Source organism: Salmonella sp. 741265055_HSA, from assembly GCF_046569525.1.
GTDB lineage: Bacteria > Pseudomonadota > Gammaproteobacteria > Enterobacterales > Enterobacteriaceae > Salmonella > Salmonella enterica.
In genome coordinates, this window is record NZ_JBKFSQ010000010.1 from 1 (window position 1) to 19,148 (window position 19,148).

Annotated in this window: 19 protein-coding genes and 1 tRNA gene; 13 read left to right on the top strand and 7 right to left on the bottom strand. The window is 47.8% G+C overall.

Translation table 11 applies throughout. The annotated features are described in order from the left end of the window. Positions 1-742: 742 nt before the first annotated feature. Positions 743-2,086, top strand: a complete 1,344-nt coding sequence (locus ACLD4K_RS07630) for an MFS transporter (protein ID WP_047607804.1) — start codon at positions 743-745, stop codon at positions 2,084-2,086. Positions 2,087-2,332: 246 nt separating this feature from the next. On the opposite strand, the gene ACLD4K_RS07635 is transcribed toward ACLD4K_RS07630, so the two are convergent. Then, positions 2,333-2,584, bottom strand: coding sequence for a helix-turn-helix transcriptional regulator (locus ACLD4K_RS07635; RefSeq protein WP_023211245.1), 252 nt, complete (start codon positions 2,582-2,584; stop codon positions 2,333-2,335). A gap of 675 nt (positions 2,585-3,259) precedes the next feature. Continuing rightward, positions 3,260-3,347 (bottom strand) — tRNA-Ser (locus tag ACLD4K_RS07640). Between the two features lie 235 nt (positions 3,348-3,582). Here ACLD4K_RS07640 and ghrA point away from each other — a divergent pair. From ghrA to ACLD4K_RS07660, 4 genes are all read left to right on the top strand, one after another. Then, on the top strand, positions 3,583-4,521 hold the full coding sequence (gene ghrA, locus ACLD4K_RS07645) for a glyoxylate/hydroxypyruvate reductase GhrA (protein WP_411011635.1): 939 nt from the start codon (positions 3,583-3,585) through the stop codon (positions 4,519-4,521). Positions 4,522-4,605: 84 nt separating this feature from the next. After that, positions 4,606-5,343 (top strand): phosphatase, encoded by a 738-nt coding sequence (locus tag ACLD4K_RS07650; protein WP_000283643.1) that lies wholly within the window; start codon positions 4,606-4,608, stop codon positions 5,341-5,343. Positions 5,344-5,366: 23 nt separating this feature from the next. Then, a complete protein-coding gene (locus ACLD4K_RS07655; protein WP_411011636.1) occupies positions 5,367-5,921 on the top strand; it encodes a molecular chaperone in 555 nt (184 codons plus the stop codon). A 100-nt stretch (positions 5,922-6,021) separates the two neighbouring features. Further along, positions 6,022-6,504: a DUF1097 domain-containing protein gene (locus ACLD4K_RS07660; RefSeq protein WP_001546652.1), complete on the top strand. Its 483-nt coding sequence runs from the start codon at positions 6,022-6,024 to the stop codon at positions 6,502-6,504. A gap of 38 nt (positions 6,505-6,542) precedes the next feature. On the opposite strand, the gene csgG is transcribed toward ACLD4K_RS07660, so the two are convergent. The 4 genes from csgG to csgD are packed head-to-tail and all read right to left on the bottom strand — an operon-like array spanning position 6,543 to position 8,896. Beyond that, positions 6,543-7,376 carry a curli production assembly/transport protein CsgG gene (gene csgG / locus ACLD4K_RS07665; protein WP_411011637.1) on the bottom strand — a complete coding sequence of 278 codons (834 nt, stop codon included), beginning with the start codon at positions 7,374-7,376 and terminating at the stop codon, positions 6,543-6,545. 26 nt (positions 7,377-7,402) lie between these two features. Then, entirely contained in the window at positions 7,403-7,819 is a 417-nt protein-coding gene (csgF, locus tag ACLD4K_RS07670; protein ID WP_001264073.1) for a curli production assembly/transport protein CsgF, read from the bottom strand. Between the two features lie 26 nt (positions 7,820-7,845). Continuing rightward, positions 7,846-8,241 carry a curli production assembly/transport protein CsgE gene (gene csgE / locus ACLD4K_RS07675; RefSeq protein WP_000833307.1) on the bottom strand — a complete coding sequence of 132 codons (396 nt, stop codon included), beginning with the start codon at positions 8,239-8,241 and terminating at the stop codon, positions 7,846-7,848. A gap of 4 nt (positions 8,242-8,245) precedes the next feature. Then, on the bottom strand, positions 8,246-8,896 hold the full coding sequence (gene csgD, locus ACLD4K_RS07680; protein ID WP_000481517.1) for a biofilm master transcriptional regulator CsgD: 651 nt from the start codon (positions 8,894-8,896) through the stop codon (positions 8,246-8,248). Between the two features lie 880 nt (positions 8,897-9,776). On the opposite strand from csgD, the gene csgB reads away from it, so the two are divergent. From csgB to ACLD4K_RS07710, 6 genes are all read left to right on the top strand, one after another. Then, complete coding sequence (gene csgB / locus ACLD4K_RS07685) at positions 9,777-10,232, top strand: curli minor subunit CsgB (RefSeq protein ID WP_000791655.1); 456 nt, start codon at positions 9,777-9,779, stop codon at positions 10,230-10,232. Between the two features lie 41 nt (positions 10,233-10,273). Next, positions 10,274-10,729 carry a curli major subunit CsgA gene (csgA, locus tag ACLD4K_RS07690; RefSeq protein WP_000771416.1) on the top strand — a complete coding sequence of 152 codons (456 nt, stop codon included), beginning with the start codon at positions 10,274-10,276 and terminating at the stop codon, positions 10,727-10,729. Positions 10,730-10,789: 60 nt separating this feature from the next. Then, entirely contained in the window at positions 10,790-11,116 is a 327-nt protein-coding gene (gene csgC, locus ACLD4K_RS07695; protein ID WP_000557256.1) for a curli assembly chaperone CsgC, read from the top strand. Positions 11,117-11,246: 130 nt separating this feature from the next. Continuing rightward, on the top strand, positions 11,247-11,567 hold the full coding sequence (locus ACLD4K_RS07700; RefSeq protein WP_000111254.1) for a type 1 fimbrial protein: 321 nt from the start codon (positions 11,247-11,249) through the stop codon (positions 11,565-11,567). Positions 11,568-11,652: 85 nt separating this feature from the next. Continuing rightward, on the top strand, positions 11,653-12,192 hold the full coding sequence (gene ymdB / locus ACLD4K_RS07705) for an O-acetyl-ADP-ribose deacetylase (protein WP_000203944.1): 540 nt from the start codon (positions 11,653-11,655) through the stop codon (positions 12,190-12,192). Beyond that, positions 12,128-13,615 carry a phospholipase D family protein gene (locus ACLD4K_RS07710; protein ID WP_220659764.1) on the top strand — a complete coding sequence of 496 codons (1,488 nt, stop codon included), beginning with the start codon at positions 12,128-12,130 and terminating at the stop codon, positions 13,613-13,615. The genes ymdB and ACLD4K_RS07710 overlap by 65 nt, the downstream gene beginning before the upstream one ends. Positions 13,616-13,631: 16 nt before the next feature. Here the strand turns inward: ACLD4K_RS07710 and mdoC are convergent, their stop codons facing one another. After that, the gene (gene mdoC, locus ACLD4K_RS07715; RefSeq protein ID WP_411011638.1) at positions 13,632-14,786 is read right to left on the bottom strand and encodes a glucans biosynthesis protein MdoC; all 1,155 of its coding nucleotides are present in this window, start codon (positions 14,784-14,786) and stop codon (positions 13,632-13,634) included. 271 nt (positions 14,787-15,057) lie between these two features. Between mdoC and mdoG the strand changes: the two genes are divergently transcribed. Together mdoG and mdoH are read left to right on the top strand one after the other, a co-directional pair. Continuing rightward, complete coding sequence (gene mdoG / locus ACLD4K_RS07720; RefSeq protein ID WP_127175740.1) at positions 15,058-16,593, top strand: glucans biosynthesis protein MdoG; 1,536 nt, start codon at positions 15,058-15,060, stop codon at positions 16,591-16,593. Next, positions 16,586-19,129 (top strand): glucans biosynthesis glucosyltransferase MdoH, encoded by a 2,544-nt coding sequence (gene mdoH, locus ACLD4K_RS07725; RefSeq protein WP_411011639.1) that lies wholly within the window; start codon positions 16,586-16,588, stop codon positions 19,127-19,129. The genes mdoG and mdoH overlap by 8 nt, the downstream gene beginning before the upstream one ends. Positions 19,130-19,148: the final 19 nt, after the last annotated feature.

The window sequence follows — 19,148 nt, forward strand, 5'->3', positions numbered from 1 at the left end:
GCACAATCCGGGCTGAGTTCCCTCAAAGTGATCTACTATTTGGCGCAGCTATTTAGATTAGGGGTTAGTGATATTTCATCAATAGATATGATTCCCTCAATCAATTTTCCTGAAATCATGTTTATTAAAATGGAGGTTAATGATCTTATGGTCAGTTGTTACGCCAGACAGCGTTAGATTATTTAGCGTTGGCGCACCTCTGCGCCAAATAATCTCCAACTATTTACAGCCGTAATGCAAGGTTCTGTACAGCGTTACGTTAAAAATATGGTTGACGATAGTTTAAATTACTCTTGTGTTTATAGGCAAATGTCAATTTTGGGGTGTTAAAAATGTGACAGGCCACGCATTATCGTGATATAAAAAGTAAGCTGAGTACAGTAAAAATCCCACTGTTCATTCTATTTATCGGAGCGATACGTAGTATCCGTAAAATCGATTTCACATCACTCCATTATTTAAAATACTATTTGATGGCAGCTGAGAACATATTAAAAAAAATCATGCTCCAGCGAGTTATTAATGTTGAAAATGACCAAGAATATTTTCTTTCGCGTAATGGGAATTATCATTACTGTAGTTTATTTGAATTATTTTTGAATTGACAGGAGTGTTTGTTAAGTATTGAGAAATATTATAATCACTCAAAATTACTGTACTCATAATAATCTCCATACCTAGGGATGGATAAAAATAACTCTTACAAAGAGTAAGGTGTTAATATCTTACCACGAGGCATCATATGAATAATGATATTGTTAAGTTTATAGATTCAAGAAAATTCAGTAGATTTGATACGAACCTGGTTATTTTGGGCGTGTTTCTAATAACTTTTACTGGATATGCTGCACCTGCATATGGTTCAATAATTCCTATGCTTTTTAAAGAATGGGCTGATTTAAACTGGGATCAACTTGGATATGTAGGCAGCTTGTCAGAATTTGGTTCGTTGTTTGGTGCTCTAGTTTGTAGTGTCATTTCAAGAAGGTTTGGCATTAAACGTGTATTGATTACAACAGTTATGATTTTCTGTATCGGCACATTTAGTCAGGCTTTTGCTCCAACGATAAATATATTTGCCATATTAAGATTTATTGCAGGATTTGGATTCGGAGGTGTGATCCCATTAGTACTTTCTCTGTTATCTGAATATTCACCAAAAACAAGTAAAAGCAAATCAGTTGCTACAGCACTATGTGGCAATCAATTTGGTGCGATTATTGCTTCTTTTGTTGCTATATATGTTACAACTCAATTTGGGCAGTGGAGACCAGTATTTTGGTTAGGGTTTATACCCGTTTTATTATTGCCATATATAATAAAAACCATGCCTGAAAGTGCTCTTTTTATGTTAAAAAATAAAGATGTAGAAGGCTTAAAGAGAGTGTTGTCTAGAATAGACGCAAACTACGCTTCCAGCATAAATATTGAAGAATCTGTTAATGACTTTACTGTGAAGAAAGAATCAAATAAAGTCTACTACAAAGATCTATTTAGTAAAAAATATGCACTTGTTTCAATATTAGCATGTGTTATTGCTATCATGGGGTTGCTGTTTATTAATGGTGTAATTGTATGGCTGCCAGGTGTAATGACAAATGCAGGGTATGCTATTGGTTCTAGCATCGCCTTTACCATATTTTTATGTACAGGAACAGTTGTTGGCGCTATTTTTTGGGGCTCCGTAGCAGATAAAAAGGGATTTATTGTTTTAATGCCGAGTATTTATTTTATTGGCTCTGGTTGTCTGATACTGATGGGTGTTAAATCTACCATTGTAGTACTGTATATATTGATTACTCTTGTCGGTTTTTTCTTGTTTGCTGCTCATTCACTCGTTAATGCATTTATTGCTCAACATTATCCCCATGATTTAAGAACGGTTGCAATCGGTCTGCCAAATTCACTAGGACGAATTGGTGGTTTACTTGGCCCAGCTTTAGGCGGACTCTTAATGGCAAATCAATTTTCCGTAATGGGATGGTTCATGGTTTTTGCCGGTACTGGCTTGATTGCAGCAGTTTCGTTTGTGTTAATTAATCTACAAACTCGTAAATTAATGAACCAACTAACTGACTACGCATGAAAAAATAAAAAGGGGGTGGATATCGCTCCCTTTTTACTACATCTGTTTTTCACATTGGTTCTCATTCGAGCTAACCGCATATGATTCTGGGAAGTTCAATTTCTCCATCGTTGCGTAGCGGTTAGTTGGGGAAGGGGGAATACGTCCCCCTTACTCAATAGCCTATTTGCTTCTTAATTTGTAGTCGTACAGGGCATAAATTAATTCATCCCCCTTCTTCTGCACGTCACGTTGTGAAAGATGATATCAAGAGATATCCGTGATGTTTTTGTAATTCAATAACAATGCGATTTCAGTGATAGTATTACTTGTGCGAGTTTGTGTTATTGATTTTACCCTCAATCCAGGCATCAACCTTTCTTTCAATAAAAGATACGGCACGTTGCCCGTTTTTATAGGGCGAGGGAATTCTCCTTGCGCAATCAGATGGTAAATCCAGGCACGGCAGAATCCTGTTCGACGTTCAACTTCAGCAAAGCGGATAAATTTGTCTGACATAAAAGAGGCCTCCATTACAGTTACTCATTGATGTTGAATGATGGCGGTATAGTAAGAAACGGGAAAATCATTATCCTCAGATGAAAAAAACGGGCGGTAAGTACATGGAACGTGCAAGAAGGGAAAGAATATGAAAAAGGTAAATCAGTCTTGTACAGCGAAAAAGGTACATTGCTCCCAGATAATCATGGAGCAGGGTACGTGAAGATATGGAACGATGACACAGATGACACACTTTTTTGGTGCTGGTCCAGATCATGTCTGAACGGCGAAACTGCCTTCTGGTGATTTTAAAAAGTTAAGCCGAGAAAAACACCGAAAAATCGCGGAATTTAGATGTAAAAAAAGCCGTTTACACGAGCTTCTTTATGCAGGAAAAAACCAATTTTACGTTGTAAGCGATTGATTTTGTATCAAATATGGCGGTGAGGGGGGCTCGCTTTGCTCGCCCCTTCGGGGCAGCCCGTTCGCTGTGCGCCCGGTCTGTCCAACTGGCTGCGCCGCTACTCAGCCCATCCCTGGGCCTCGCCCCTTCGGGGCCAGAGCAAGCTCTGTTCAAAAACGCTCCCGGCGTTTTTGTGTCGAACCCCGGTCGGTGGTTCTCATCCCCCCTTAGTTTGGGGGATACATATAAGCAAAAAGCCCGTACTTCTGTACAGGCTCTCAACTTGAATATGGCGGTGAGGGGGGGATTCGAACCCCCGATACGTTGCCGTATACACACTTTCCAGGCGTGCTCCTTCAGCCACTCGGACACCTCACCAAATTGTCGCTCCAGCATTACTGGAACGGGCGCTAATGTAGGGAAATATCCTTTCTACGTCAATCAACTTTTTTAAAAAAAAGCGCGTTTATACAAACTTCCACCAATCTGTGGCTTTAATAAGCGAAAACTGCTTTTTTTGCCCGCGTCAGGAAATTTGCTATGCTGCACATCCCGTTGAAAACGCTGATAACAGGCGCAATCACATTCCGCACAATACTGCTCAGGAGATAACATGGAGATAATTTTTTATCACCCGACATTTAACGCCGCCTGGTGGGTAAATGCGCTGGAGAAGGCCCTCCCACATGCGCGCGTTCGTGAATGGAAGGTCGGTGATAACAACCCCGTAGACTATGCGCTTGTATGGCAGCCCCCGGTTGAAATGCTGGCCGGAAGACGCTTAAAAGCCGTCTTTGCGCTGGGCGCGGGGGTGGATGCAATTCTGAGTAAATTAAATGCGCATCCGGAAATGCTGGACGCCTCCATTCCTCTATTCCGTCTGGAAGATACCGGAATGGGCCTGCAAATGCAGGAATATGCCGTCAGCCAGGTATTACACTGGTTCCGTCGTTTCGATGATTATCAGGCGCTGAAAAATCAGGCGCTATGGAAGCCGTTGCCGGAATATACCCGCGAAGAATTTAGCGTCGGTATCATGGGCGCAGGGGTACTGGGCGCAAAAGTGGCAGAAAGTCTACAGGCGTGGGGGTTCCCGTTACGTTGCTGGAGTCGTAGCCGCAAATCCTGGCCTGGCGTGGAAAGTTATGTGGGGCGTGAAGAGCTGCGCGCTTTCCTGAACCAGACGCGGGTGCTGATTAATCTGCTGCCGAATACGGCCCAAACGGTAGGAATTATTAATAGCGAATTGTTGGATCAATTGCCGGATGGCGCTTACGTGCTGAATCTCGCGCGCGGCGTTCATGTTCAGGAGGCGGATCTGCTGGCTGCGCTTGATAGCGGTAAGCTAAAAGGCGCGATGTTGGATGTCTTTAGCCAGGAACCGTTACCGCAGGAAAACCCATTATGGCACCATCCGCGAGTCGCCATGACGCCGCACATTGCGGCAGTAACCCGTCCGGCGGAAGCCATCGATTATATTAGCCGCACCATTACCCAGCTGGAGAAGGGAGAGCCGGTGACGGGGCAGGTGGATCGGGCGAGAGGATATTGACATCAACCCGGCGTGGGCCGGGTTTCGCTAAAAAACGCTGGCGATACCTGCTATCCTTGTCGGAAATGACTACAGGAGAGAGCAATGTATCCCGTTGACCTGCATATGCATACCGTCGCCAGCACTCATGCCTACAGTACTCTGAGCGATTATATCGCGGAAGCCAAACGCAAAGGCATTAAACTTTTTGCGATTACCGATCATGGTCCGGACATGGAAGATGCGCCGCACCACTGGCATTTTATTAACATGCGCATCTGGCCGCGTCTGGTTGACGGCGTGGGGATACTGCGTGGCATTGAGGCGAATATCAAGAACATTAACGGTGAAATTGATTGCTCCGGAAAGATGTTCGACTCGCTGGATCTGATTATCGCAGGCTTTCATGAGCCCGTTTTTGCGCCGCATGATAAAGAAACCAATACCCAGGCGATGATCGCGACCATCGCCAGCGGCAAGGTGCATATAATTAGTCACCCCGGAAATCCAAAGTATCCAGTGGAGGTTAAAGCCATCGCGCAGGCGGCGGCGAAACACCATGTAGCGCTGGAAATCAACAACTCTTCTTTTTTGCATTCGCGTAAAGGAAGTGAAGATAATTGCCGTGCGGTCGCTGCCGCCGTACGTGATGCAGGAGGCTGGGTAGCGTTAGGATCTGATTCCCATACGGCCTTTACGCTTGGCGATTTCACCGAATGCCGGAAAATTCTGGATGCGGTGAATTTCCCGGAAGATCGAATCCTGAACGTCTCGCCGCAGCGCTTACTGGCCTTTCTCGAATCACGCGGTATGGCGCCTGTACCGGAATTTGCCGAACTTTAATCGTTATTTACGGGAAGATATCAATGAATGAGTTTTCAATCCTGTGCCGAGTGCTGGGATCGTTGTATTACCGCCAACCGCAAGATCCTTTACTGGTTCCGCTGTTTACGTTAATCCGTGAAGGTAAACTGGCGGCAAACTGGCCGCTGGAGCAGGATGACATGCTGGCGCGTTTACAGAAAAGCTGCGATATCACGCAGATTTCCACTGATTATAATGCGTTATTTGTTGGGGAAGAGTGCGCGGTAGCACCATACCGCAGTGCGTGGGTCGAAGGCGCGGAAGAGTCTGAGGTGCGCGCTTTTTTAACGTCGCGAGGGATGCCGCTGGCCGATACGCCTGCCGATCACATTGGCACTTTATTGCTCGCGGCCTCCTGGCTGGAAGATCAGTCTACCGAAGATGAAAGTGAAGCGCTGGAAACCTTATTTGCCGATTATCTGCTTCCCTGGTGCAATACCTTCCTCGGTAAAGTTGAAGCCCATGCTGTTACGCCATTCTGGCGCACTCTGGCACCGCTAACGCGTGATGCGATAGGAGCCATGTGGGATGAACTTCAGGAAGAAGATGAAGAATAATGTGATGTAAATCACCCTTAACTGCAACGGGTTTTACATCATTGCATAAAATGTGTGCGTGATCTCATTAATGTGCCGCTTTTCTGTTATGATGCGCGCCATGAACATACTTCTTTCTATTGCTATCACGACGGGCATCCTTTCTGGAATATGGGGATGGGTGGCCGTCTCCCTGGGGTTACTAAGCTGGGCCGGTTTTTTAGGCTGTACGGCTTATTTCGCCTGTCCGCAGGGCGGCTTTAAGGGATTGTTGATTTCCGCCTGTACGCTGTTAAGCGGTATGGTGTGGGCGCTGGTCATTATTCACGGTAGCGCGTTGGCGCCGCATCTGGAAATTGTCAGTTACGTGTTGACGGGGATCGTGGCATTCCTGATGTGTATCCAGGCAAAGCAGCTATTGCTTTCTTTTGTCCCGGGAACATTTATCGGCGCCTGTGCGACATTTGCAGGGCAGGGTGACTGGCGGTTGGTATTACCGTCGCTGGCGCTGGGGCTAATCTTTGGCTATGCCATGAAAAATAGTGGGCTATGGCTGGCATCACGCCGCGAGCAACATTCAGCGAATACGGCGGTCACAAAATAAAAAAGCGTGGGGTTCTTCCCCACGCTTTGTCGTATTCATCAGAATTCTGGCGGTACTGACAGCTCACGGTATTTCACCAGAATATCATTTTGCCTGTCCGCTTTATTCTGCAAATCCCACAGTCCACGATCGATACCATCATTAATGAGGAAGATAACACCGGTTTCAATGGCTGACATCAGACACAGCATCACCGGTTCGTTCGAGGTATAGCCGATTTCGCCTTCCAGTAAGCGCTGGTAATCAATAAAACGGAACACGCCTGCCTGTACTTCATAGGAAAGGATCGTTTTACTGGTGTTCACCGAAGAAAGGATCTCGCCCGTACTGACGTTAACCACGCGCAGGTTGACAGCAATCTGATCCAGCTGATACTGCGTATCGGCGCCAATACCGAAATATCTTGCGCCGACCCCGCCGGATTTGACGTTACTTTCATAACCAATAATAGAACCTTCCACCATAATATTTGCCGCCGTCAGCGACTGAAGCGGGATACGGTTATTCATCGCCACGGTGCCGTTTTCCTGGGCTGCGCGAATAATTTTCCGTTCATTCAAAAGATTCTGTAAGCCTTGTCGTTCCAGTGGGATAAACCAGCGCGAATCTTTCAGCGCGGTGACCAACATAGCGGTGGCGCTCTGTGGCACAGCCGTGGAAAAGTTACTTGCCGGGTAAGGTTTAAATTGGCCCGTTTCATCCTGAATGTTATATACCGAAACAAAGATCTTACCGGTGGGAGCAGGTAAGTGCGTCAAATCTTTGTAACTTTGTGCGCGGGGCATTAATGTCGGTTTCGCAGCTTGTTTCGGCGGGGCAGTTAAGCATCCGCTCAACAATAAAACGGCAACCAAAATAAGTAAGCGCGGCATGATTTATATCCTTTAGTGACTGTAGCTTAAAAATCGGTTGACTGAGTTTGTAAACCTGACACTTCGATGGTCGAGGTTCTTCCCGTTTTTCTGTCCGTGACGTTGAGCTGGAGCTGTCCGTCGCGATTAGCGATATCGATAATAAAATCGTTGGTCACCATACGTCCTGGTTTCCCGGTATTAATATTGGTCAACAAGCCGCCCAGAATTTGCGATTGAATAGCCTGCGTAAAGTTATCCAACGCTGAGGGGGTTTCGATACCAAAATCGTTATCATAAGCGGGGTCTTTATATGAATTTTGCGCCTGGGCGCTATTCAATAAAAAGGAACCGTTATTGGGGTTTCCACCAAAGTTAGGATTACGGAACTGGAACGTCATATTTCCAGCCCAGGTTAATGGCGAAAAAAGCATGAGCAGCACTACTGCATGTTTAACACGCATGACAGCCTCCGGATAAAAATCATGTTTTAGAATTCATCACGCGCTAAATCACTCGTACTTAATAGCGTTTGATCTATTTGTCGGCGATTTAATGCTTCCTCTGTTTGCGCTAATGCGAAGACGACGGTTTTCTCGAAGTCTCTTTTCATTGGAAATAAAAAGGTCTGGAAAATAACGTCCTGATTTACCGTTATGGTGATCCAGCTTCCCCAACGCGCACTGGGTCTTTCATTAATGGTCAGATTGCCGGTGTATTCGCTTTCCCATTTGTCGCTGAATGCACGATAGAATTCATGTCCTATCGAAGAGACGGTATGGTCGGTTAACAATCCGGGAACCTCGACTTCAACTTCATTGGCATGCAGGTTTCCGGTAGCGAACAGTAACTCTGCTGCTACAATCCAGGTCAGATAGCGTTTCATGGCCTTACCGCCTGAGATTATCGTTTGCCCATGAAACTGCCTGGGTGCGATTTTTGACAGCTATCTTTTTGAAAAGATTATAAAGATGTGTCTTAACCGTATTCTCGCTGATAAATAGCGACCTGGCGATTTCATTATTAGAGGCACCAATACGTAACTTATTGAGGATCTCTTTTTCGCGATGAGTGAGTAATGCGGACTCGGTGCTGTTGTAGCGGTAATTTCCTGAGTGTGTAATCAGGTAACTGGCTAATTTTTGTGAAAAATAGCATTCGCCCCGCAGAATACCCTGTAATCCGCTGACCACGTGTTCCTGGTCTTCAGTGGCGTAAAACACGCCGTTAATATGAGGCCAGTTTTCAATTTCACGGTAGGGATAATCGTCAGGGGTATTTAACAATAATGTTTTTATATTATTGTTTTTGCGGCTTAAATTATCCTGCCAATAGTGGATAAGCTTCTTATCCGCTTCCATCATATCCATTAAAACAATGCAACCGGCTGAGATATCTTCCAGAGAACGTTGAATATTATGTAGTTTTCCGGTTATGGCCAGCGATTGCTTTAAATGTTGCAATAATGCCGTAGCTTGCAGAGATGGCTTTGTGATCAACAATAGTGTGTGACCATGACTACTATGGACTTCATTAAACATGATGAAACTCCACTTTTTTTAATCGCACATCTGACAGCTGCCCCCATAAAATAAAGGCACCAGAAGTACTGACAGATGTTGCACTGCTGTGGGGTGAAATAGCCCATTATCCAGAAAGAGAAAAATATTTAAGAAAATACTTTTAACTGTTTTCAATCTAGCCATTACAAATCTTAAAGCAAGTGTTAAACTTGTAACAAGATGTAAAAATATATATTAAAATGTTGTTTTTGGGTTTTTTTGAAGTTTAGATTTGATAGTAAAGTTGTACATTTCGCTGTTATTGCATAGATTTAAAAAATCATACAAATTATAACAATTCATTGATTTTTAATTATTTTAATTATTATATGTCATGTTTTGATTTTATTTTTTCTTAAAATTCGAGACGCGGCATTAACCTGGACAGCACAAAGACAAAAAAAACGAAGTGTGTCACGTCTTGTGCGTATTGCCCCCCCATGGGAAGCATAAGAACATCCCGATGGCGGCATAACACACACCAACCCTTCATTTTTTGGGTTCGCGATATACTATCTTCTGTGGCCAAAAATCAATTATACCCAAAATAATTCGAGTTGCTTAAAGGCGGCAAGGGAGTGAGTCCCCAGGAGCATAGATAACTATGTGACTGGGGTGAACGAGCGTAGCCAACACATAAGCAACTTGAAGTATGAAGGGTATATAAAAAATCACATGGCTATCGTTTTATTAGCACTTTGGTATGAGTTTAAATAACAAAATACCACGCGTGGGTGAGTTATTAAAAATGTTTCCACGGACATACTCTTCATCGTAACGACGCGTTAACAAAAAACGCATGTCGCTAACAAAGTAATAGATGATTTTCGCTATGTACGACCAGGTCCAGGGTGACAGCATGAAAAACAAATTGTTATTTATGATGTTGACAATACTGGGTGCGCCTGGGATTGCAACCGCGACAAATTATGATCTGGCTCGTTCAGAGTATAATTTTGCGGTAAATGAATTAAGCAAGTCTTCATTTAATCAGGCGGCCATTATTGGTCAAGTCGGCACGGATAATAGTGCCAGAGTACGCCAGGAAGGATCAAAACTATTGTCCGTTATTTCACAAGAAGGAGGAAATAATCGGGCGAAAGTCGACCAGGCAGGGAATTATAACTTTGCGTATATTGAACAAACGGGCAATGCCAACGATGCCAGTATATCGCAAAGCGCTTACGGTAATAGTGCGGCCATTATCCAGAAAGGTTCTGGAAATAAGGCCAATATTACCCAGTACGGTACGCAGAAAACAGCAGTTGTAGTGCAGAAACAGTCGCATATGGCTATTCGCGTCACCCAACGCTAATACCGTTACGACTTTTAAATCAATCCGATGGGGGTTTTACCATGAAACTTTTAAAAGTGGCAGCATTCGCAGCAATCGTAGTTTCTGGCAGTGCTCTGGCTGGCGTCGTTCCACAATGGGGCGGCGGCGGTAATCATAACGGCGGTGGCAATAGTTCCGGCCCGGATTCCACGTTGAGCATTTATCAGTACGGTTCCGCTAACGCTGCGCTTGCTTTGCAAAGCGATGCCCGTAAATCTGAAACGACCATTACCCAGAGCGGTTATGGTAACGGCGCCGATGTAGGCCAGGGTGCGGATAACAGTACTATTGAACTGACTCAGAATGGTTTCAGAAATAATGCCACCATCGACCAGTGGAACGCTAAAAACTCCGATATTACTGTCGGTCAATACGGCGGTAATAACGCCGCGCTGGTTAATCAGACCGCATCTGATTCCAGCGTAATGGTGCGTCAGGTTGGTTTTGGCAACAACGCCACGGCTAACCAGTATTAATTTAGCGTTTGCGCTAATAAAAAACAGGGCGTAAGCCCTGTTTTTTTTCGGGAGGAAATTATGCATACTTTATTGCTCCTTGCCGCACTTTCAAATCAGATTACGTTTACCACGACTCAGCAAGGCGATATTTACACGGTGATCCCTCAGGTCACATTAAACGAACCCTGCGTCTGTCAGGTGCAAATTCTCTCTGTGCGTGACGGTGTCGGGGGACAAAGCCATACACAGCAAAAACAAACGCTATCTTTACCTGCTAATCAACCGATTGAGTTGTCTCGTCTTAGTGTAAATATATCTTCAGAGGACTCGGTTAAAATTATTGTTACTGTTTCGGACGGACAATCACTGCATTTATCACAACAATGGCCGCCTTCTGCACAGTAGTTTTTGATGGTGGCGGAAATGGATTGGCTGACCTGGGTATAAAGAGGCGATAAAAGCGTCTCATCGTCTCGGCATGTCGCTAAAAGGTAACGCCGAACCCTCGAGGATGACTAATCATTGAGGAGTTAACATGTCCGTAATCAAGAAAAATATCCCTGCCATAGGCCTGTGTATCTGCGCTTTTTTTATCCATTCTGCGGTAGGGCAACAAACGGTACAGGGCGGCGTTATCCATTTTCGCGGCGCGATTGTTGAGCCACTGTGCGATATTTCTACTCACGCCGAAAATATTGATTTAACCTGCCTACGCGAAGGTAAAAAGCAAATGCACCGGATAGACCTTCGGCAGGCATCTGGATTACCGCAGGATATTCAGTCCATTGCGACGGTACGGCTGCATTATCTCGATGCGCAAAAAAGCCTGGCGGTGATGAATATTGAGTACCGTTAACGGCGGTGTCATAGATATAAAAAGAGCGACTCTGTTGAAAGCCCTGCTGTACACTTTGCAGATAAGGTGAGACAAAGGGGGGGTTATGACATCACGTCTTCAGGTCATACAGGGTGATATCACTCAACTTAGCGTCGATGCGATAGTGAATGCCGCTAACGCATCATTAATGGGCGGCGGCGGCGTAGACGGCGCGATTCATCGCGCGGCGGGGCCGGCATTGCTGGACGCCTGTAAACTCATCCGCCAGCAACAGGGTGAATGTCAGACGGGACATGCGGTTATCACGCCTGCTGGCAAGCTTTCGGCAAAGGCGGTTATTCACACAGTGGGGCCCGTCTGGCGAGGCGGCGAACACCAGGAAGCTGAGCTACTCGAAGAGGCATACCGGAATTGTTTGCTGCTTGCCGAGGCGAATCACTTTCGTTCCATCGCTTTTCCGGCAATCAGTACCGGCGTTTATGGTTATCCACGCGCCCAGGCTGCTGAAGTCGCCGTCAGGACGGTTTCAGATTTTATTACCCGTTACGCTCTGCCTGAACAGGTATACTTTGTCTGTTATGATGAAGAAACTGCCCGGCTTTACGCAAGATTACTTACTCAGCAAGGCGACGACCCTGCCTGATAAAACACGCCTTGAGCGTGCCGTTGAACCGCTATGCGCGCGCCATCCCGGAGAGTGCGGCATTCTGGCGCTGGATAACAGTCTGGACGCTTTTGCCGCCCGCTACCGCCTGGCCGAAATGGCGGCGCGGACGCTGGATGTGCAGTATTATATTTGGGAAGACGATATGTCCGGGCGGCTGCTCTTTTCGGTACTGCTGTCGGCGGCGAAGCGCGGCGTTCATGTTCGTCTGTTGCTGGATGATAACAATACGCCCGGTCTGGATGATACGTTGCACTTGCTGGATAGCCATCCTAATATCGAAGTTCGTCTGTTTAATCCTTTCTCTTTTCGTACGCTACGCGCGCTGGGGTATTTGACTGATTTTGCGCGGCTGAATCGGCGGATGCACAATAAAAGTTACACTGCTGACGGCGTAGTGACGCTGGTCGGTGGGCGCAACATCGGCGATGCCTATTTCGGTGCTGGCGAGGAGCCGCTATTTTCCGATCTGGACGTGATGGCCATTGGCCCGGTGGTCAATGATGTCGCCAATGATTTTGAACGTTACTGGCGCTGTAGTTCAGTGTCGACATTGCAGCAAGTATTATCCCTTTCTGAGCAGGAACTGACGCAGCGTATCGAACTTCCCGAATCCTGGTATAACGATGAGATCACCCGCCGTTATCTGCATAAGCTGGAAACCAGCCAGTTTATGGCGGATCTCGATCGCGGAACGTTGCCGCTGATTTGGGCAAAAACACGCTTGCTTAGCGATGACCCTTCTAAAGGCGAGGGGAAGGCGCAGCGCCATTCGCTTCTTCCGCAGCGATTATTTGACGTGATGGGGTCGCCGACGGAGCGTATCGACATTATTTCCGCTTACTTTGTCCCTACGCGCGCAGGTGTGGCGCAGTTGCTTCATCTGGTCAGGAAAGGCGTGAAGATCGCCATCTTAACTAACTCTCTGGCGGCCAACGATGTGGCGGTCGTTCACGCAGGGTACGCGCGCTGGCGAAAGAAATTACTGCGCTATGGCGTGGAGCTCTACGAACTGAAACCGACCCGCGAACATGAAACCGCCGTACATGATCGCGGACTCACCGGGAACTCAGGTTCCAGCTTACATGCTAAAACGTTCAGTATTGATGGTAGTAAGGTGTTTATCGGGTCGCTTAATTTTGATCCCCGTTCAACGCTTTTAAATACTGAAATGGGCTTTGTCATTGAAAGTGAAACGCTGGCGACGCTTATTCATAAGCGTTTTACGCAGAGCCAACGCGATGCGGCCTGGCAACTGCGGCTGGATCGCTGGGGACGAATTAACTGGATCGATCGTCAGCAAGAAGAGGAAAAGGTGTTAAAGAAAGAACCCGCTACGCGTTTCTGGCAGCGAGTTCTGGTACGGTTGGCGGCAATTTTACCTGTGGAATGGTTGCTGTGAACCCGCGCGCGGAAAACTACCCGATCGCGGCGCGGCTTTCTTGTTTTACCGGCGGTTTACCTGAAAAGAGAAATTTCAGGAGCGGGATGCGTAAATGAATTTCATACAGAATTAACGCAATACCCATGACAAATATCAGCCCGCACAAGAACCCGATCAGGTTGGAGGAGATATGCGGCATAATATACGCGCCAAAGAAAAGCGTTAAGGGATGATGCACCAGATAGATAAACAGCGAAGCATTCACGAAATAGGTGACACGCGCGGACTGGAAGTTTAACAAGCGATGCCCCAGTGAAAATACTACGTTCACCATCCACAGCCCCATAACCATCGTAATCACAGATTCGGTTTCGTACATCCAGGCATCACCGCTCCCATAACGTTGATTCAGCAGATACGCGATAAAAGCAACGGCAGCGCCTAAAGTGCATCCGCGTGAGGGCGTGGTGAAGCGCGCTTTCAGATCGGGGTGAATGAAAGCCAGCGCGCCGAGAATAAAAAAAGGCACATAAAATAGCGTTTGCATCACAATAAAATTGAACATGCCGTCACTGAGGATTGCCGGATATACGATGAAAATAATGCGCCTGATAGCGGCGTAAGCCATCCCCAGCAGGAAAAAAATAAGCGAAAGTTTGGCCAGTGAAATAGCGGCGGGACGAGGCTTGCTTGCTTCCTGCCTTTTTTGGAACCAGGTAAAAATCCCGATGCTGACGGTGGTTAATATCACCAGCACCAGTAAAAACCACAGATGTGAAATGAGTTCCCACGCTAACGTATTATATTTTTCATAGGCAGAGAGTGTAGGCCAGTTCTCTGTTTTCTCTTTGACAAATTGCAACAGGATAAATTGCGGCAAGGTAAGCAAAGGGATTGCGGTAAGCATGGGAATACCCACACGTTCTACCCGTACTTTCCACCAGCGTTTTAACGGATAACGTAAAAACAACATGTACGAAAAATAACCAGAAATAACAAAAAACACCTGCATACGAAAAGCGTGGATAAAATCGTTAAACAGGGTTAGCCACCATGATGGCGCGGCACTATTGACATGCCAACTGTGAGTGGAATAGATCAACGAGATATGAAAGGGAATCCCTAACAACATCAGCCATGCGCGGATAGAGTCAAGAAAATATTCACGCGGCGCGGGTACAGAGCTCATATAAGGTCACGTATTCTCAGATTTTTCACCTTATCCATAAGGCGAATTATAGTTACATTCGGTAGCAACCCTACACCAACTCCGACAACCTGTCTCCAGGATAAGCACGCAAAGTGAAAACAGGTGTGGGAGATGCTTAATCGATGAGCCAGTGCGCTGAACAAAGCCTGGATTCAGTTGTCGTAATGCCTGATTATCCATTAAAATGGATCGGATCGATATAAGCACACAAAGGGGGAAGTGCTTACTTATTATGAAACATAAACAACAAATGATGAAAATGCGTTGGTTGGGCGCAGCTATTATGTTAACGCTCTACGCATCATCGAGCTGGGCGTTCAGTATTGATGACGTGGCAAAACAAGCTCAATCTTTAGCCGGGAAAGGCTATGAGGCGCCTAAAAGCAACTTGCCCTCCGTTTTCCGCGACATGAAATATGCGGATTATCAGCAGATCCAGTTTAACAGCGATAAAGCCTACTGGAACAACTTAAAGACCCCTTTTAAGCTCGAATTTTACCATCAGGGGATGTACTTCGATACGCCTGTCAAGATTAACGAAGTGACGGCGACGACGGTCAAAAGAATCAAATACAGCCCGGATTACTTCAATTTTGGCAATGTTCAGCACGATAAAGACACGGTAAAAGATTTAGGCTTTGCCGGGTTCAAAGTCCTGTACCCCATCAACAGTAAAGATAAGAACGACGAAATCGTCAGTATGCTTGGCGCCAGCTATTTCCGCGTTATCGGCGCAGGCCAGGTGTATGGCTTATCTGCGCGTGGCCTGGCGATTGATACCGCCTTACCATCTGGTGAAGAGTTTCCCCGCTTTCGCGAGTTCTGGATTGAGCGTCCAAAACCCACCGATAAGCGTTTGACCGTCTATGCATTACTGGATTCTCCGCGCGCGACCGGCGCTTACCGTTTTGTGATCATTCCTGGCCGCGATACCGTGGTGGACGTGCAGTCAAAAGTCTATCTGCGCGATAAAGTGGGCAAGCTGGGCGTTGCGCCATTAACCAGTATGTTCCTGTTTGGGCCAAACCAGCCGTCGCCGACGACCAACTATCGTCCGGAACTGCATGACTCGAACGGCTTATCCATTCATGCGGGTAATGGCGAGTGGATTTGGCGTCCGCTGAACAATCCAAAACACCTCGCTGTGAGCAGCTATGCGATGGAAAACCCTCAGGGATTCGGCCTGTTGCAGCGTGGTCGCGAGTTCTCGCGCTTTGAAGATTTAGACGATCGCTACGACCTGCGTCCAAGCGCCTGGATTACCCCGAAAGGCGACTGGGGCAAAGGCAAGGTTGAACTGGTTGAAATTCCGACTAATGATGAAACCAACGATAACATCGTCGCTTACTGGACTCCGGATCAACTGCCGGAACCGGGTAAAGAGATGAACTTCAAGTACACTCTGACCTTCAGCCGCGATGAAGATGAACTTCATGCGCCGGATAATGCCTGGGTGCTGCAAACACGCCGCTCAACGGGCGACGTTAAACAGTCGAATCTGATTCGTCAGCCCGACGGCACTATTGCCTTTGTGGTGGATTTCGTTGGCGCCGACATGAAAAAACTGCCGCCGGATACGCCTGTCGCTGCGCAAACCAGCATTGGCGATAACGGTGAAATCGTTGACAGTAATGTACGCTATAACCCAGTCACTAAAGGCTGGCGTTTAATGCTGCGCGTGAAAGTCAAAGACGCGAAGAAAACCACGGAAATGCGTGCCGCATTGGTAAATGCCGATCAGACGCTAAGTGAAACCTGGAGCTACCAGTTACCTGCCAATGAATAAAACAACTGAGTATATTGACGCACTGTTGCTTTCTGAACGTGAGAAAGCGGCATTGCCGAAAACTGACATCCGCGCCGTACATCAGGCGCTGGATGCCGAGCATCGGACTTACTCGCGAGAAGACGATTCACCGCAGGGTTCCGTAAAAGCCCGCCTTGAACACGCCTGGCCGGATTCATTGGCGCAGGGGCAGTTAATTAAAGATGATGAAGGGCGCGATCAGTTGCAGGCTATGCCAAAAGCGACGCGCTCTTCGATGTTTCCCGATCCCTGGCGAACCAACCCGGTTGGCCGTTTCTGGGATCGCCTGCGTGGGCGGGATGTAACGCCGCGCTATGTTTCTCGTCTGACAAAAGAAGAGCAGGCGAGCGAGCAAAAATGGCGTACCGTCGGCACTATACGCCGCTATATTTTGTTAATTTTGACTCTGGCGCAAACCGTCGTCGCGACCTGGTATATGAAGACCATTCTGCCTTATCAGGGATGGGCGCTTATCAATCCTATGGATATGGTGGGGCAGGATATTTGGGTCTCCTTTATGCAGCTCCTGCCCTACGTGCTGCAAACCGGTATCCTGATTTTGTTTGCCGTGCTGTTCTGCTGGGTGTCAGCTGGATTCTGGACGGCGCTGATGGGCTTCCTGCAACTGCTTATCGGGCGCGATAAGTACAGCATCTCCGCGTCTACGGTTGGCGATGAGCCCCTCAATCCGGAACACCGGACGGCGCTGATCATGCCTATCTGTAATGAAGATGTTAGCCGCGTTTTCGCCGGTCTGCGCGCGACCTGGGAGTCCGTTAAAGCCACAGGCAACGCCGCGCATTTCGACGTCTATATCCTTAGCGACAGTTATAACCCGGATATCTGCGTGGCGGAGCAAAAGGCGTGGATGGAGCTCATCGCGGAAGTGCAGGGCGAAGGCCAAATTTTTTACCGTCGCCGCCGCCGCCGTATGAAACGCAAAAGCGGCAATATTGACGATTTTTGCCGCCGCTGGGGCAATCAGTACAGCTATATGGTGGTGCTGGACGCGGACTCAGTGATGAGCGGCGAGTGTCTGAGCGGTCTGGTGCGCCTGATGGAAGCGAACCCTAACGCCGGAATTATCCAGTCTTCGCCGAAAGCGTCGGGGATGGATACTCTGTATGCCCGCTGCCAACAGTTCGCGACCCGTGTTTATGGGCCGCTGTTTACCGCCGGCCTGCACTTCTGGCAGTTGGGGGAGTCGCACTACTGGGGGCACAATGCCATTATCCGCGTGAAGCCGTTTATCGAGCACTGCGCTCTGGCGCCGCTGCCGGGAGAAGGTTCGTTCGCCGGATCGATTCTTTCCCACGACTTTGTGGAGGCGGCGCTAATGCGTCGGGCAGGGTGGGGCGTCTGGATTGCCTACGATCTCCCCGGTTCCTATGAAGAGCTGCCGCCAAACCTGCTGGATGAGCTTAAACGCGACCGCCGCTGGTGTCACGGCAACCTGATGAACTTTCGTCTGTTCCTGGTGAAAGGAATGCACCCGGTGCATCGCGCCGTGTTCCTGACCGGGGTAATGTCATACCTGTCCGCGCCGTTATGGTTTATGTTCCTCGCGCTTTCTACCGCGCTGCAGGTCGTTCATGCGTTAACAGAGCCGCAATATTTCCTTCAGCCGCGCCAGCTTTTTCCGGTCTGGCCGCAGTGGCGTCCGGAACTGGCAATCGCGCTGTTTGCGTCAACGATGGTGCTGCTGTTCCTGCCGAAGCTGCTCAGTATTATGCTGATCTGGTGTAAAGGCACCAAAGAGTATGGCGGTTTCTGGCGCGTTACGCTGTCGCTGTTGCTGGAAGTGCTGTTCTCCGTGTTGCTGGCGCCGGTGCGTATGCTGTTTCATACCGTGTTTGTGGTCAGCGCGTTTCTCGGCTGGGAAGTGGTCTGGAACTCACCGCAACGCGACGATGATTCTACGCCGTGGGGAGAAGCCTTTATGCGTCACGGCTCTCAACTGCTGCTGGGGCTGGTCTGGGCGGTGGGTATGGCGTGGCTGGATTTACGCTTTCTGTTCTGGCTGGCGCCGATTGTCTTTTCGCTGATTCTGTCGCCATTTGTTTCGGTGATCTCCAGTCGTTCAACGGTAGGATTACGTACCAAACGCTGGAAGCTGTTCCTGATCCCGGAAGAGTATTCGCCGCCTAAGGTGTTGGTCGATACCGATAAATATCTGGAGATGAATCGCCGCCGTATTCTGGACGATGGCTTTATGCATGCGGTATTTAACCCATCGCTTAATGCGCTGGCGACCGCGATGGCCACCGCGCGTCACCGCGCCAGTAAGGTGCTGGAAATAGCCCGCGATCGTCATGTGGAGCAGGCGCTAAACGAAACGCCGGAGAAACTGAACCGCGATCGGCGTCTGGTTTTGCTCAGCGATCCGGTGACGATGGCGCGTTTACACTATCGGGTCTGGAATGCGCCAGAGAGATACTCTTCCTGGGTAAACCATTATCAGTCTCTCGTCCTGAATCCGCAGGCGTTACAGGGACGAACATCGTCAGCGGGATAAGGTCTTCAGGTCTGGAGTG

Excerpts from the sequence above, each read along its gene's own strand:
- csgA (WP_000771416.1), top strand. The coding sequence starts at position 10,274 with ATGAAACTTTTAAAAGTGGCAGCATTCGCAGCAATCGTAGTTTCTGGC.
- csgD (WP_000481517.1), bottom strand. The coding sequence starts at position 8,896 with ATGTTTAATGAAGTCCATAGTAGTCATGGTCACACACTATTGTTGATC.
- ACLD4K_RS07630 (WP_047607804.1), top strand. The coding sequence starts at position 743 with ATGAATAATGATATTGTTAAGTTTATAGATTCAAGAAAATTCAGTAGA.
- mdoG (WP_127175740.1), top strand. The coding sequence starts at position 15,058 with ATGATGAAAATGCGTTGGTTGGGCGCAGCTATTATGTTAACGCTCTAC.
- ymdB (WP_000203944.1), top strand. The coding sequence starts at position 11,653 with ATGACATCACGTCTTCAGGTCATACAGGGTGATATCACTCAACTTAGC.
- ACLD4K_RS07710 (WP_220659764.1), top strand. The coding sequence starts at position 12,128 with ATGATGAAGAAACTGCCCGGCTTTACGCAAGATTACTTACTCAGCAAG.
- mdoH (WP_411011639.1), top strand. The coding sequence starts at position 16,586 with ATGAATAAAACAACTGAGTATATTGACGCACTGTTGCTTTCTGAACGT.
- ACLD4K_RS07635 (WP_023211245.1), bottom strand. The coding sequence starts at position 2,584 with ATGTCAGACAAATTTATCCGCTTTGCTGAAGTTGAACGTCGAACAGGA.
- ACLD4K_RS07650 (WP_000283643.1), top strand. The coding sequence starts at position 4,606 with ATGTATCCCGTTGACCTGCATATGCATACCGTCGCCAGCACTCATGCC.
- mdoC (WP_411011638.1), bottom strand. The coding sequence starts at position 14,786 with ATGAGCTCTGTACCCGCGCCGCGTGAATATTTTCTTGACTCTATCCGC.
- csgG (WP_411011637.1), bottom strand. The coding sequence starts at position 7,376 with ATGCCGCGCTTACTTATTTTGGTTGCCGTTTTATTGTTGAGCGGATGC.
- ACLD4K_RS07655 (WP_411011636.1), top strand. The coding sequence starts at position 5,367 with ATGAATGAGTTTTCAATCCTGTGCCGAGTGCTGGGATCGTTGTATTAC.
- csgC (WP_000557256.1), top strand. The coding sequence starts at position 10,790 with ATGCATACTTTATTGCTCCTTGCCGCACTTTCAAATCAGATTACGTTT.
- csgE (WP_000833307.1), bottom strand. The coding sequence starts at position 8,241 with ATGAAACGCTATCTGACCTGGATTGTAGCAGCAGAGTTACTGTTCGCT.
- ACLD4K_RS07660 (WP_001546652.1), top strand. The coding sequence starts at position 6,022 with ATGAACATACTTCTTTCTATTGCTATCACGACGGGCATCCTTTCTGGA.
- ghrA (WP_411011635.1), top strand. The coding sequence starts at position 3,583 with ATGGAGATAATTTTTTATCACCCGACATTTAACGCCGCCTGGTGGGTA.
- ACLD4K_RS07700 (WP_000111254.1), top strand. The coding sequence starts at position 11,247 with ATGTCCGTAATCAAGAAAAATATCCCTGCCATAGGCCTGTGTATCTGC.
- csgF (WP_001264073.1), bottom strand. The coding sequence starts at position 7,819 with ATGCGTGTTAAACATGCAGTAGTGCTGCTCATGCTTTTTTCGCCATTA.
- csgB (WP_000791655.1), top strand. The coding sequence starts at position 9,777 with ATGAAAAACAAATTGTTATTTATGATGTTGACAATACTGGGTGCGCCT.